This is a genomic window from Sphingobacterium sp. SGG-5 (assembly GCF_011043525.1).
GTDB lineage: Bacteria > Bacteroidota > Bacteroidia > Sphingobacteriales > Sphingobacteriaceae > Sphingobacterium.
In genome coordinates this window covers 255795-271214 of sequence record NZ_JAAKGO010000006.1, presented here as the reverse complement: position 1 = coordinate 271214, position 15420 = coordinate 255795, and the positions used below count along the sequence as shown (strand labels likewise).

At 47.1% G+C, this 15420-nt stretch carries 10 protein-coding genes; all 10 read right to left on the bottom strand.

Annotation, left to right across the window (positions count from 1 at the left end; all coding sequences use genetic code 11):
- Positions 1-5: 5 nt before the first annotated feature.
- From G5B30_RS11410 to G5B30_RS11365, 10 genes are read right to left on the bottom strand one after another with little or no spacing between them, the layout of a single operon-like run.
- Positions 6-1739 carry a LamG domain-containing protein gene (locus G5B30_RS11410; RefSeq protein ID WP_165320121.1) on the bottom strand — a complete coding sequence of 578 codons (1734 nt, stop codon included), beginning with the start codon at positions 1737-1739 and terminating at the stop codon, positions 6-8.
- A 15-nt stretch (positions 1740-1754) separates the two neighbouring features.
- Entirely contained in the window at positions 1755-3314 is a 1560-nt protein-coding gene (locus tag G5B30_RS11405) for a M60 family metallopeptidase (protein WP_165320120.1), read from the bottom strand.
- Positions 3315-3326: 12 nt separating this feature from the next.
- Complete coding sequence (locus tag G5B30_RS11400) at positions 3327-5045, bottom strand: LamG-like jellyroll fold domain-containing protein (RefSeq protein ID WP_165320119.1); 1719 nt, start codon at positions 5043-5045, stop codon at positions 3327-3329.
- Between the two features lie 4 nt (positions 5046-5049).
- Entirely contained in the window at positions 5050-6687 is a 1638-nt protein-coding gene (locus G5B30_RS11395) for a DUF5008 domain-containing protein (RefSeq protein WP_165320118.1), read from the bottom strand.
- Positions 6688-6697: 10 nt separating this feature from the next.
- Entirely contained in the window at positions 6698-7396 is a 699-nt protein-coding gene (locus G5B30_RS11390) for a fasciclin domain-containing protein (protein ID WP_165320117.1), read from the bottom strand.
- A 4-nt stretch (positions 7397-7400) separates the two neighbouring features.
- A complete protein-coding gene (locus tag G5B30_RS11385) occupies positions 7401-8933 on the bottom strand; it encodes a RagB/SusD family nutrient uptake outer membrane protein (RefSeq protein ID WP_240903188.1) in 1533 nt (510 codons plus the stop codon).
- A gap of 18 nt (positions 8934-8951) precedes the next feature.
- Complete coding sequence (locus G5B30_RS11380) at positions 8952-12137, bottom strand: SusC/RagA family TonB-linked outer membrane protein (protein ID WP_165320116.1); 3186 nt, start codon at positions 12135-12137, stop codon at positions 8952-8954.
- A 20-nt stretch (positions 12138-12157) separates the two neighbouring features.
- Entirely contained in the window at positions 12158-13189 is a 1032-nt protein-coding gene (locus tag G5B30_RS11375; protein ID WP_165320115.1) for a DUF5007 domain-containing protein, read from the bottom strand.
- A 5-nt stretch (positions 13190-13194) separates the two neighbouring features.
- Positions 13195-13866 carry a fasciclin domain-containing protein gene (locus G5B30_RS11370; protein ID WP_165320114.1) on the bottom strand — a complete coding sequence of 224 codons (672 nt, stop codon included), beginning with the start codon at positions 13864-13866 and terminating at the stop codon, positions 13195-13197.
- Between the two features lie 21 nt (positions 13867-13887).
- Entirely contained in the window at positions 13888-15414 is a 1527-nt protein-coding gene (locus G5B30_RS11365) for a RagB/SusD family nutrient uptake outer membrane protein (protein ID WP_165320113.1), read from the bottom strand.
- Positions 15415-15420 lie beyond the last annotated feature (6 nt).

Here is a 15420-nt window from a genome sequence, read left to right as displayed (position 1 = left end):
TCTCATTAATTATTGTCTCCCCCTAAAAACTCTAACTCAAAAGGTTTTAAGAGATCGGCTGTAGACCAGCCATAGGTCTCATAGCGTTGTCTCAACCAATAGAAAATCAAAGGTGCAGCGTCTATGTTGGTCAATACGGTCACCTTTCTGGGATCCGTATCGCAAAAGGTAGCTACTCCGGTTGCCGGAAGGTGTTCGAGCGGTGCGGTCCCCATCTGTACCAAATTTGGTCCGGTCGCTATCCTATTGTTAAAGTCCTCTTTCAACGGATAGTAGCCGGTCAGATCCGCATAAGACGGATCCGATTCGGGCAGCTCCAACAGGCAGGCATGTCGCTCGATATCCGCTCTTGTGAGTGCCTTGTTAAAAATACGGATCTCGGAAAGCTCCGTATCTTGATTGTGGAAAGAGTTGTGTTCAAGACCATGTTGTATACGAAACGGCGCCGTATTGTTGAGCGTCGCATTGGCGGCCACCGTAAAGTCTGTCGACGAGATCAGCACTCCATTGCTGTACATACTTCTGTTTACTGTTGTACCTGTCTTTTTAATTGTCATCGCCATGTGGTCCCACTTTCCTTTGGTATAAGGAGTTGCAAAACCATCGAGTGTGGTCAAGGAAGTTTTGTCACTCATGACAACATAAACACCAGTTCCCTTGCTTCTTTGCAAGATGAACCATCCTTCATCTGTTTTGTTATTTTGGTTTGTTATACCGGCTTTTCCAAAAACAAACGTATTACTGACAGACTCATATATCTCATTGGCTTTCAAAAAAAACTCTACTGTCATTTCATCACCAGTCATATTGTAGGAGGTGCTGTTGGTCGCTTCTACACCATTTGCATCGTAGTCGGTACGGCTTCTACTTGTTTTGTAAAACCGTGCCCCCGACAGATAGTGCGGCACGTACTCGTAAGGTTGAAAACGAGGATGGTTCAGGATCACAAAGATATTCTTCGATTCAAAATCCCCTCCTCCTGTCTCCAGACCGGAGCCTCCATTGTTGGACTGGACGATGATCAGCCACTCTTCGTCGGCGTAGGTCTCCCGTGCTTTGACCGCATCGACCAATTGCCCGATATAACCGTCTACCGTCTGTATGGCCGCGGTGTAGTCTCCATTTGTGCCGGAGAAGCCCGTAGCACGTCCGGCCTCCATGACCGAAGACAACTGAACGATCGTCAGCATATCCTTTGAGGTCTTGAGGTAGTTTTCAGTATAGTCGGCTACTTCTGCATCCGTGGCAAAGAAATGCCTGTTTTCGACCTCGTTAAAAAGTTCTTTGGCCATATTCTCATCCCTCATCACGATACTGGTTTTGTAGTGCGGCTTGATCTCTTCCAGCCTGTACATGAAGCTAGGGAAATAAGGTATAGATTCGTGCGATTCGTCATCGCCTGTGTGCACCGCAAAATCATCGCTGGTGATCTGATGCTTAGAGACCGGCACCCCTTTGGCTATGCTCGCCCAAGTCGAGGCATAGTTGGTATTCGCATCGGATAACCCACCGAAGGTATACTTACTATTTGCAAGCAGTGCTGCAATACGTGGAGGCATCACTTCCTGTACGATCTCACCGACTGCACCATCCACATTGATCAACAGCACCCTACGTTTATTGATCTCCAATGAGGACACCTCTTCTTCGAATATAGGTGCTGGATCGTCAAATACGGTGCAGGACAGCACAGACAGAAGCCCTATTCCTAAAAATATCTTATTTAACAAATTTTTCATATTCATCGTCGTCGTTTAAAAATCAATAATCGCATCCCCACCGGTACCGTCCAATGGCTGGTATTCCCACAGCTTGGTCGTCATCCGCGGATACTTAATAGCCATACGTTCTCTCGAATAACTGCTCAACTTGATATCCCAGGCGTTAAAGAAAGGATACATATCCTGCTTTGCGTAATCACACAGCGCCTCATAAAAGAAGTCCCGCTTGTCGAGGTCGGAGATCGCCGTGTACTCCACGTGCCGCGCGCGTTTGTACAAGAAGGGCATAAAGCTCCAGCCAAACTCTTCGTCCGAAGGGTTGTCCAAGCTCCGTAGTTTGGCAAAAATCTGTGCAAAAGGCGTGATCTTATAAAAGGGATTGCCTGCGGCATGGTGTCCCGCATTCAGGGTAGCACCATCGGCACCTCCGCGTTCTTTCGCTGCCTGTACGGCTAGCGGAAACTGTGCACGCACCTGTGGGTGCTGCCCGACCCGATTAATGCCATTGCGGTGTGCGATCTTAAAACTAAACAGGTTGTTGGAGGTCTCACCCAATCCATTCCAACTCCAAACAGCAGTTTGCTGGTAGTTGTGTCCAAACTCATGTGCAGTACCCCACACATTTCCTTCACGAACCGCCTGTGCTCCTACAGCTTCGCTCAACCAACCGTTGTCGTCCTGTGCCACCACCGGCGAACCGTTGTGCCCATACCCGACGACGGGGTGAATATCCAATACCATCCGCTCGGGTGAGAGCGGCTTGCGGTCGATCAAAGGTGCGCTGATATCTGTCTCAAACCCCATCCATTCGTAATAGTCCTTGGCAAACACGTTCTCCCACTCGCGCATCGCATCTTCCATCGAGACCAATCGTCCTGTACGGATAAAATTTTGAACGCGTTCTGTGGGTACCGAGAATACAATAGAAGAAGCCCTCAATTCGAGCCAGGGCACCTTAGACTGCATCACTTCTTCTTTCCAGCTCGCATCGTCTGACTCGCCATAGACAAAATCGGGCGATTTGACCACACCCGATAAGGTCAGCTGGATCGGCTCGGCATAGGGTACCGTAGCAAAGATCCAGATCAAGCCTCCATACGGATTGCGTACATAGTTGGTTCCTCCCGGTATCAAGGCCTTTCGGGTGAAGATCAAAGGATCACGGCGTGCTGCCTCGACGGCGGACAGATTGTCCGTATGTACGCCTATCTGCGCGTAAAGACCATATTTACCCTCAGGCACCGTGATTTTGATCAATTCTCCTGCCGGAGCATAGTAGCCTATACTGAAAGCCGGTATCTGGGAGACCGAGATACGGTACACACTTGCCGGCTGTGGCAGTACGCTGACGTCAATTTCGGCCGTCACGTTGTCCAGTCGCGGCACATCCAGATCGACCAACCCTGGATAGATACGGGCACTGCCGTATTTCGAGCGGTCGACCAAGGCCGAAGAGGTATCGACATCCATGCCTACGGAGTCTCCGCCAGTAGGATTAAAACCGTCTACATAAGACAGGTCATAATTCCGGGCACAGGAGACTATTCCTATAGCCAAAATCAAGACACTCGCTATATATTGTATGCTTTTCATCGTGTGTATAGATTAATCTTCGTTAGTTACATAAAGAAAAGGCCATGCCTGTCCATCCATCTTGCTCATGACTGCTCTGTCCATCTGTAGCCAGTTGGCCACCACAAAGGGGTTGTCTACAGCGATCGGAACCACTTTAAAACTGGCGTCTACAAAGGGTGGACAAAAGACAGAAACAAATTCGTTGATCGACACTAAACCGGCATTTGTAATCGTAAACTTCTCCGAATTATCATCGGGATTGCGCAAGTTGGGTATCTGCGTTCCTTCTTGATTGCTCAGTAGCCAGTACCCTTTTAGATTGTCGTGATAGGGTGAAGATTCGTCCATCACGGTCTTGCAGTAGTTGTTCAGAATATATGTCTCCGGTAATGGGATATCATATACTTTTAGATCATAGAAGTCAGCGACCGGTGTACCATTTACAGTAGCGTTATTTCGACCCAAACGCAACGGGTATGCGTCGCCGATCTGCTGAGGTGAAAAAGCAAAATCTATTTTACCTCCAACATTTCCGTCGTGGTAGGTTCTCACCTGAACCCGACCCGAAGACAATTTTTCCCAGACCAACGTAATGGTATGCCAGGAGCCATCCCCGAAAGGATTGAGTGTAGTTATCGTATTTCCTCCTCCGGTTTTGACCTGTATGGCAGATGAGGTTCCACTACTGGACAATACATCAATACTATTGGCTCCACTAGCCCCCGATGTCGTGTTTTTGGAGATCAAGGTCGGCCAACTGCTCGTAGCACCGTTTCCGCTCATCCTGACTTTGAACTGATAGGTCGTTCCCTTTTCGGCAGCAGATACGTCTGCACTGAATTTGTTGGAGTTCAAAGTAAGGACCGATTGGTCACTCCCAGTATAAGCAAAATGCACACTTTGCGCAATAAAATTGAAATCGTCCGGTGCGACATACTCACGTTGAACGACTTTGGTTGAATAGTACATCGTAAATATATTTTTCGCCGGATTCAGAAAGTGATTGTTCGATGGATTGACAGGGCTATCTCCCCCTTTGTTGGATGTCACGACAATCAGCCAGTTCTCGTTGCTGTATGTCGTACGCTCCGAGACAGCTGTTGTGAGCTGGCCTATGTAGGTATCCAATGTAGTTATAGCTGCCATGTAGGCTGTATTTGCCGCTGTATATCCACCTGCCTGTGCAGCTGCCTCGGCCTCGCTAAACTCGACCATGATCAGATCATCATCTGATGAAGAAATCCGTTCCAACGTTTTTTGATAGGCTTCCTCATCGTTTGCAGCAAGCGACGACGAAGTTGTTTCTGTCCCAAAAGTATCGTAAAACAAAGCTGATGAAGCCACCATACTACTGCTCTTGGCCATGGACAAGATGGTCGGATTGGTATGCAGGTCCGGCAGTGCTCCTCCTCCTATAGCTCCGTGCTCGGATGGCTTCTTGCCGGTCAGCAAGTTGGACCAACCCAGCAGATCGTCCACAGCGTAGTTTTCTATATCGAGTAGTGCGTCGTAAGAATACAACGCATGTTCACTCATCTTTTGAATAGCCTCAGGCTGCACATTTCGCAATACCTGCCCATTGACCCCATCCATAATGATATACAAGACTTTCTCCTTATTCTTCTGTAGCTCAGGTTCGGCATATTTGTCCTGCAGCAGGTTCTTGTACTCCTCATTACATGCAGTTGCGAAAACCAGTACCAGCCCGAAGGTTAGACCACGTCTCAGTTGATATAATATTCCTTTCATATCTTTAATCTTTAACTTCCAAAACCAATAATCCCGACACATCCTTATTGTCAAACCGGCGTATACTTCCCATGATCACCACCGACGGGCGGGCGGCGATCATCGTCTCGTAGACGTTGTAAACCGTGCCCTCGAATGAGCCTACATTGTTATACTCCTGCAACGCGGTACCATCCTGCTCCAGAAACAACAGCCCGCTGCGCTTTACATTATCGTATTCGCCAAATGAGCCTGACACCAATACCTTTCCGTTGTCCAGCAACTTGGCGAAGGTGACCACACCTTCATCGATATTCCGAAACTGAAATGTCGGTACGACAGAACCATCTGTGTTCAGCATCACGACGCCATTGCAGGCGACTCCGTTGAAGCTTGAAAATAGGCCCGTAAGGAGTATTTTTCCGTTTGCGCGCTGTATGGAGAGAATCATGCCATTGGCACCCGTACCCACAGCAAAACTGGGGTCCACCAACCCATTCTGGTCTATACGTACGATACTAGGTGCATCTTTGTCTTGAAACTTGGTGAATTTGCCCACCAGGATCACTTTATTGTCTTCTTCCTGTATAGCCGCATCAAACACGATACCATTGGCACCACCTACCCCTTTTTGGGTGGCCAGATCATAGTTGTAAGCCGAGTCCAAGGTACCATCTGTCTCCAGACGGATAACATTGTCGATAAAGCGGTACTCTACATGCCTATTCTCCCGTGTAGGCCGGAAATCGTATCTATACTTGTAGTAAGTGCTAAAATTGCCTATACAAATGATCTTCTCTTTTCCGTCTTCAGTGACCAAAAAGGACTTACGCACCTCACCCAATATGTTCCCGTTGAATGCGGGTACGGTATCCAGATTGAACAGCGGATTTTCGGTCTCGTTGATCACGCGTATACTCATGGTATCCAGCTTGCCATCGTGCTGCAAACGGGTAATTCCGCTCGACAATGCACGCCCTTCGTATGTACTAAAGCTTCCCGACACAATCAGTTTTCCGTCGGCCAAAGGATGTACGGATGTGAGGTAACCACCCCCTTCTACGCCAAGAAAGGACTGTACCGTGGTGATTTTGTCACCCTGGTTGTTGAGATTGACTAATCCGTTGATGGGGTTTTGTGTGACGGCAAGTGAATTGTAGTCGGTAAACAGACCTGTATACACATACGACGACGCTGAAAGACGGGCATAATCAAATACTGTACCACGCCCGATTCCTCCGCCTGTACCTCCGGCACTGTATCCAAAGCCGGTAGTCAAGTTATAGTTGCTGTTTACACCGATCTTGCCATTGACGACAAAGCGGGGGCCAAAAATCACCTGTCCGTCCACGACGATGGAGGCCCCACCTGTACTGACCAACTCGGGCACGATCACTCGTATCGTACTGTCGGTCATATCCACGATATCGGCAAGCTCTTCATTAATATAAAATGCAACCCGCCCTCTGTAGGCCTCTAATCCCTGTACCTTAAACAGGATTTCATCTCCGGGATTGCCCGAGCTCGGGCTGGGGTTGGCATTCTTAAATTTTATCCCTAAAGCTTCCTTTCCTCCAGCATAAGGATCCTCACCAATCATATTCGGGTCTTTACACGCCTGTAACAGAACCAGGGAAAACAATATATATTTCAGTATTTTCATTACTCTTCGATTAGTCTTCTGTTAAACCTCCATTGATGATTGAATCGTACAGCTTCTCGACAACAAAACCAAAGACATGGTTCTTAGCGCGCAAGACATGCACCACCCCGTTATAGGGTTTGATGTTGGACGACGATACCGGCACATTGATACGGGTGCTCCGTACATCCGCGAAGTCACGGATATACGTATAGAGAACCATGCGGTATCCGGCATATTCTACACCACCTGCATTGTGGTACATCACGCCTGCATTCATAACGCGTCCGTTGTGAGAGATAAAATTTTGCCCTTCAAAGCGGAATGTGGTGGTGTCGACTTGTGCAATATCCTTGAGCATATAACTATTGTCAATGATATACAGATCTAAGTAGTTTTTCCATACGTCGGGCTTGACATCTCTGACATCTCGGATAGTGTCGATATTGTTGATATAAAGCGTAGCATTGATGATATCCAATGCATTGTCGATACTGACGTCCTGAGGGGCAAAGAAAGTGATATCTTCTTTTTCAAACATCTCCTGCATATGCGTATAGTCGATGATCTCCACCAGTTTTTTGAAATGCTTGGGATGCGCTCTCAAGTACTGCATCATGCTGCCCTCATAGTTTGCTTCATGCACACCCGTGTCTTCAAAATAATCGTTTTTCTGACAGGACGCTAACAGTATCGTCCCTAATATCATATATAATAGTGCTCTTTTCATGGTCTTATAGCCAAAATTTGTTAAGTGTCATATATGAATTATTATACTTGGCCGTCGGCGTAATGGGCCAGGTCCAGGCACCGGCTTCAAAATCTTCGACATTGATCGTGCTTCCCCAAAATACATACTCCGGATCCACCGCTTTTTTGGTGCGTACCAAGTCAAAGTAAAACTGTGCCTCTCCCATAAACTCCCGGTTTCTTTCCCAAAAGATATCGTCTTTCAGATCCTTGCCGATATTCTCCGTATTGTCCAGCCCGGCTCGGTTGCGTACCATATTCAGATAAGTCTGTGCCTCTTCATCATACCCCAGCTCTGCCAGTGCTTCTGCCCGTAACAGGATAGGATCGGCATAACGGAATATCATCTGCGAGTCGTTGGGTACAGCATCCTGACCTGTGGTCACATAGAAATTGGAAAATTTAAGAAATACAAACTGCCCATCACCACTGAACATATTGGTCGGGTCAAACCACAGCTGCTGCCGCATATCGGTATTGCCTTCGGGATAGAGCTTTTTCAAATATGCAGGCATATAAAACACGAAAGCTTTACCCGTGGTACTCCCGCCAGTAAACTTGTACGGCGGACGCAACACCTGATTTGGAAAAAACGGAGGATTTCCAAACTGCTCACCATAGTTCAGATCCTGTGTGATCTCAAAAAGAGACTCTTTCGATTTGCCGATAAAAATATCCCTGAAGTCTGCTATCGGCAACAAGGTATAGGCACCGTCGGACTCTTCCATGATCTCTCTGCCCAGATCAGCCGCACGTGCATAGTAGGTGTTTTTGACATTGCCCTTAGAAAAGCCCGCGATCCACATATTCATGTGCATCATCAGGGTCACTGCTGCACCGCGCATAGCACGCACACCGATGATATTGGGGTCATCAAAGGTCCAAGGAAGATCATCCTTGTGTGCAGCCATATCGTCTATGCAGTACTGAAGTACATCTAGCATATTCTCGCGGCCCAACGGAGCGGTATGGTAGGCATCTGTGTAGTACGCGACATCTCCAAACTGCCGTATGATAAAGAAGTAACATAGGTTGCGCATAAAAGAGGCCTCTGCTTGGTACTGCCGCTGTTCCTCTTCGGTCAACAAACCGGACTCCAGCCTGCCCACCTCAAACTCCAGAATGTTGCACATCCCGATGATGTCGTAAAAACGTTCCCAAGAGGTGTTTTTGGACAGTCCATAGCTTTCTACCGTGGCGTAATACGACCGCAATGGATCTAAAAGGGCCCGGATGTCATTATTTTTTAAATGTATACTATACGTTCGGTTGGCATTCTCACCGACCCCCACCGGAGCTAGGCGCAAGTCCCCCACTGCGGGAAAATAAAGGTTACTCATCGTCGCCGATTTGAACTGATGGTACAAACCCCAGGTGAAACGCTCTACGTCTTGGCGCGTCTCCCAATAATTGTTACCCGAAAGATCGTCGATAGGGTCGATGTTCAGGAACTTCCGGCATCCTCCTGTCAGGATAAGCATGGAGCTTATTAATGTTATAACTAATATATTTTTCATGATCGTTCTCCTTCTGAATTAAAACTGTACATTGAGACCAAAGGTGAAATTTCGTTTATTCGGATATCCTCCGGAACTGTCTCGACCGGCTGAGGACACAATCTCCGGATCGGGTCCGCTGTACCGATTAAAATTGTACACATTACCCATTGTGCCGTACACGCGCAGGGACGATATCCCGTACCGCTGTGAAAAATCTCTGTTGATATTGTAAGACAGTGTAATCTGGTTGATCTTGACATAAGATCCGTCTTCCATCCACAACGTCTGGTCATAGCGGAAAGGCTGTATAGAACCATAGCGCATATAATCAAAAGGATTGGGATAAGCTGCGCCTGTATCGCCGTACTGTTTCCAAAAATCAAATGCAGTAATAGGAACCAAAGCCTTGATGTTGCCTTGATTGTTATCGTAATCCAATCCACCATTACTGGTATTTGCGGGATTCGAATAAGCGCGTAACAGATCAGCATTGGCATTATTCAGCACATCACGGATCAAGGTAAACGAGGTATTGACATTCAGGGTCCATGATTTATACTGCAGGTGTGACGATATACCCCCTGTCAGCAAAGGCTGTGAGTTTCCAATGACGACGTAGTCATTTTCATCGATGATGTAGTCTCCGTTCAGGTCGGTCCATATCGGATCCCCTGCGCCAAAAAACAATCCGCTGGAAGTGCGCAACCGCAAACCTGTCATGGGATTCACAGGTACATCATCATCGGTAGCGTAGACTCCTCTGTAGTGTAGCAATAAATTGGAGAAAGCGTTGCGCCCTAAGCGGTTCAGAATAGCCTGTTTAGTATCTCCACCATCGATGACCCACTGCCGCATATTGTCCGGCAAATGTGTCGTGACATCCTTATTGTACGCCATATTTCCACTCAACGTCCATTTAAACTGGCTTTCCGAACTTAAAGGGCGAACCATCAGACTCAGTTCATGCCCGTAGTTGACCAAAGCTTTCTCATTGGTCGTTACCTTATCAAAGGCTGCAATATCCGAAATATCTTTCTTGTCCATGATACCCATGGACTCCTTGTAGTAGGCCTCGTACGTAAAACTAAAGCGTCCATCCATAAAACCACCTTCCAGTGCAAAGTTCCACTGGGTATTGGAGGTAGGCTCTAAGTGCAGGTTTGGTGCGGTGCTTCTATTCAAAGCGGTAGCCAACTGGTGGTTGTACAGACCTCTCAAACTGATATAACGGCCGTATATATCAAATATATTTCCATTCGGGTTAATATTCCGCCCCCAGGATACCCGGAAAGAAGCATAATCCAACCAGGATACATCTTCCATAAAGCGCTCCTTGCCAAAGTTCCAGCGTGCACCTGCCGATGGATTGATCTTGTATGGATTGAGCGGTCCATTGGACGAGGTACCGTCTACCCGGTAGTTGAAATCGAACACGTAGCGGGTATCGTAATTGTAGGAAGCGGATCCGGCAAATGCAACGGAACGCACTTCAGATAGATTGTCTAATGTACCACCACGAGAAGACGCATAATTCAGACCGATAGGTCCCAGGATCTGATCATTAGCGGTACCTATATTACGGATCTGATCGGCAGCAAATGCGGTCATATTCAACTCGTTGAAGATATTAGCAGAGAAATTATGTACTGTGGCAACCTGTTTTACATACGAGATCATGTTACGGTTATAGAGCGTCCTTCTGTTATCGTTGTACGCGTCATATAGATTGGAATTGTCATTCAGGCTCGATGGGGTGAACTTATCTTTTGTAGATACCATATAGTCATAACTACCTGTACTGATCATCCGCAACCCTTCCAGCGGCTCATACTGTAGCTCCAGATTGGCCTTGATATTAGTAGATTTGTTTGTACTGGCTACATTGAAAGCGGACAATACATCATTGCTGGCTGTGTATAAGGACGGTGAAGGCAACAGTGATGAGGTGTTGGCTCCATCGGCCACACCGGACTGCCGTAGGGAGTTGCCACTACCTTCTGAGTTTTCACCCACATTGGTGCTGATAGCCGATACCATTTTGAACTTGTTGCTCGGCATATACTGTCCGTTCATCTGCAACGAATACCGTGTAAATCCCGTATTGCGGACGATACCCTTTTCATTGTAAAGGCCGGCATTCATCTTGTAGTTGAAATTGATATCCCCACCGGAGATATTGACATTGTGCGACTGGTTGTAGGTCGTCCGGTAAAAGACAGACTGCCAGTTTGTACTATTGTTGTAGTAGGGGTTCAAACTGTCGGACAGAAAAGCCGTCTCATCGATCGTTTCATAAGCCATTGATCCGTCCAAACTCAAATCATAATCGATGAGCTGATTGATACGCATACGGCGTTCTCCCTTACCACCTATGATATTGCGGAGACGCGGAGGCGTATTCATAAAAAAGTTGCTCGTGTACTGTACGATCGGCACTTTGGATTGTCCTCTCTTGGTGGTGATGATGATAACACCATAGGCTCCCCTACTCCCATAGAGAGACGTTGCCGAGGCATCCTTCAGGACCTCTATCTGCTGTATATCTTCGGTAGGGATCAACGAGATCGGGCTGATACCAGGACTCGCCTCCTCAAAACCGTACGAATAGCCTGAGTTGTCGTCGATAGGCACGCCATCGACAATGTACAAAGGAGATGTAGGTGACAGAAAGGCATCATTACCACCTCCGGTCACATTCAGTGTCGACACGCCCCGTATAGTCACTGCTCCGCGCATACCGGGAGCACCATTATTGTTTTGGATATTCAGACCGGGTACACGTCCCTGCAACAGTTCCATCACGTTACCAACAGGAAGGTCCTGTATATCCTTGCCCGAAATGATCACGTTGGATCCGGTCAGTGTCTCTCTGGAGCGCTGTGCATACCCCACGACGACGACCTCATCCATCGCATTCTTAGCGGTCTCCATGACGATATTGACTTGGTTGGTTTTCGAGTCTATAGCCAGGGTATAATCTTTATAACCCATCAACTTGACGATCAATGTTTTGGTCTTATCATTGACCGGTATAGAGAAGCGTCCATTATTGTCTGTTGACCCCAAGGCGATCTTGAGTTCACGCGAGTGTACAGTCGCACCCGACAAGGCCAAATTGGTCTCTCCATCTACAACATGGCCAGACATCATCCTGCTCTGTGCAAACACAGCAGTGGTCAGGACTGTCATCAAAATGGCTACATATATCTTTATAATTTTCATATCAAGTCTATTATCGGCTATTAATCATCTTCAAATTTGGGGCTCTCTCTCGGAAACAGGAAGACGATCTCCCAGTCTCCCGGCTCGTATATAGCAAACTCAAAGTCCATTCCGCCCATGGTCACCATCTGACCGAAACCTAAGCGCTCATACATAAATGATACGTGAGCAGCCGTACCCTGACCATTGGTGTACCATGTTGGAATTTCGGTCAAAGGAATAGGATATGCTACCCGATAACGTACATATTCCGAAGTTTTCTCCATATCAAACCCATGCACAAGGTATTTCCATGCTGTCTTATTGAATTTGTCAGGATTGATATTGTTACCTACCGAATCGACGAAACGGAATGTTAAGGTGTTGCCGCCCAATTTATCATCTTCATCTTTCGTGATGCTGACTCGTATATCTCCACTAAAAAGATAGCCGCCCCGGTCTCCTACCATATTATAGACTGTAGGGGATAAGTATGGATTGGTAATCAAACCAGACACCGCGTTCATATTGATCGGCGCATAAGGGCGCTCTTTGAACGGCTTGAGACGCAAATCCCTAAAATACTTACGTCCGCCGGAATTGCTGACCTCCACGTCAAACATATAGCCCGAATCGGGTTGATTTTTGACGAAAGAAGACTTACCCGATGGCCAGAACAGGATACTGCCGTTGCTTTCGCCGATCTCCAACAGGGAGCGGTACTCCGTAACCCGTTTACTCTCGATCTCAGCCAATGAGGTTTCTAAGCCAGTATATAGCTCCTTCCAGACCTTGACCGGGTATTTTTGTGTCAGTTCGGTAGCCGGCTCTCCGTCAAAACGACGGACGTTGGTTAAGCGAAACTGCAAAGGTAGGGTAGAGTTGGCGGTCGAAAAATTGTTGCGTATCCAATTGTAACGCCCCAATATAGGTTCGTAATCTGTTTGGGTAAAGCGAGCTTCTACTTCCAGAGAATCTCGATCCTCCGGCAAAAATTTCTCACATGAACTCAGTATCATACCGAGTAACAGCGAAGTTAAAAGCAAAGATTTGTTATATATCGATCGTCTCATAAACGCTAATTATTAAACAGTTTAATAAGCTTGTTAAATCCAAAATCATGTCCTGGTGTCAGCATGTGGACATAGCCGTTGCGGGTCTTGACATTGATGGATGCTGTGGTTGTTCTTGTCCAAAACTGATGGAACCTACTCCCATTGGTATCGCTGAATATGATCTGCTGGGGACCAAATTCGACCAGTCCCGATGCGGCTGTATTCTGATATTGCATGTGCATCTGGTACTCATACTTGTAGCCGTACACAAACTTACCGTCCCTCAGGTTGGCTATAGATTCGGTATTGTAAGCCCCCTGGATGATATAGTAACAAAGCAGACGCTCCAGTAGCTCCTCGTCGAGATCTTCCAGATACAGGGGCTTTTTATTTCCCTCTACCCGTACCCTGTTTAGGGTCGCCAGTGATAGCTCAAACCCACGGTTGTTGGGTGCAAACAATGTCATCCCGTCGGATGTCTGCAAGTAGTTCTTTAAGTCGGGGTAACGCTCTATAGCCATCACCAGCGAGTCGTACACACCGTACTGCGAATAGATATAATCCCAGGTACTGCCATCAAATTCGGTAGTCGAAATCTCGAAATCCTTAAAATAAGTGTTCGACTTTTCGCAGGAGGTGAAAAGCAAACCTATCCAGGTGCATGCCAACCAAAATGTATATTGAAATACTTTCATTTGTATACCTTATTATCCTTGTTAATCCCAATAGGGGTTCTGTTTCAAACTCTTGTTATTATCCAACACGCTTTGTGCTATCGGCCAGTATATACCACCATTCGCAATCAGATCGTTGAAGGCTGCATCATCTTTCTTAATCTTGTGATAACGTACCAGATCGTACCATCTCCAACCTTCGCCCATCAGCTCTCGGCGTCTCTCTCCGAAAATCGCATCCAAGATCTCATCATCCGTCTTGCCTGGGCCATTGTATAACCTCAACCCACGGCGACTACGTATATTGTTCAACATTGCCACAGCATCATCTCCCCGCTTGAGGACAGCAAGTGCTTCCGCACGCAATAGGGCCATCTCCTCCAAACGGGTAAACACCATGGCCGACGAGTATTTCGCATAGGTTCCATCATCGACCACAAGGGCTTTGATCTTACTGAATACAGGAGTCTCGCCATTGACGTTGACAAAGTAGGCTGTCCGAAGTTCTCCCGTCAGGGTATCCACACCATACCGCACGTCACCCGGCTCGTCAAAAATCATATTGATGGCGTCCTTGTCCACATAGATATCCGGTGAGGTTTTGGAAATAATCGGCGAGGCCAACGTCAAACTCTCGATATGGCCGTCTGTCGTTGCTTCTCCAAAGTCATAACTAAAGCCAAAACCGATCAGGTGTCCGACCCTCGTACCGGAGAAGAAACTATTCTGACCAGCAGCTGTCAAGGTCCCTGTAGACAGGTAGTCTATTCCGTTGGCCAGCTTGGAATAATCATTGAAAAGCAGACGTGTATAGCGCTCTACAGACAAGTAATCTTCCTTGAGAGCAGACATATGAGCCAAGAGGGCATAGGCTGACACTTTGTTCATGAGTACACCGGTCCAACGCTGCGCATCAAAATAACCATAATAAGACACAGGTGATACACCATAACGATAAGGAAGCTGATCCAACACGCTCTCTATATCCTGGATCAGGAAGTCTAGGACAACTCGCTGATCTGTGGTTTCAATCTGTGGAAAAGAACCATTATCGTGCGAACGTATGATAAGAGGCACATCTCCCCAGATACGCATGGCATAATAATAAGCGAAAGCGCGAAGAACACGGGCCTGCGCTCTATCCAAGATCATATTTTCCTCGGTGTACAATCTATCGGACTCCAGCACTTGAGGTACTTTTTCCAAAAATAGATTGGCTGCGTTGATCACCGCATAAAACCTGCGCCAGTCGGACAGCCGCTGCAACAGGTCGAAGGACGAATTGAGATTCCCGTGAATGATCGCTTCCAGATCTTTCCGATTGAAGGAAGTAAAATCTCCCTGACGCAGGTCTCCGTACATCCAATGTGCATTATTGGCGGTAGTAGCTGTACGCATTAACGAATAAATGCCCAATAGTCCTGCCCGCGAGTCCTGAATCGTCCGCCAGTGGTTTTCTTCCGGAGAGAAACGCTCCGAAGGTACGTCTAATGTCTTGTTACAGGACACCAGACTTTGATACGAAATGGCTAATAATAGCAGGTGTAATATATATCTTGACAACTTCATAGTATG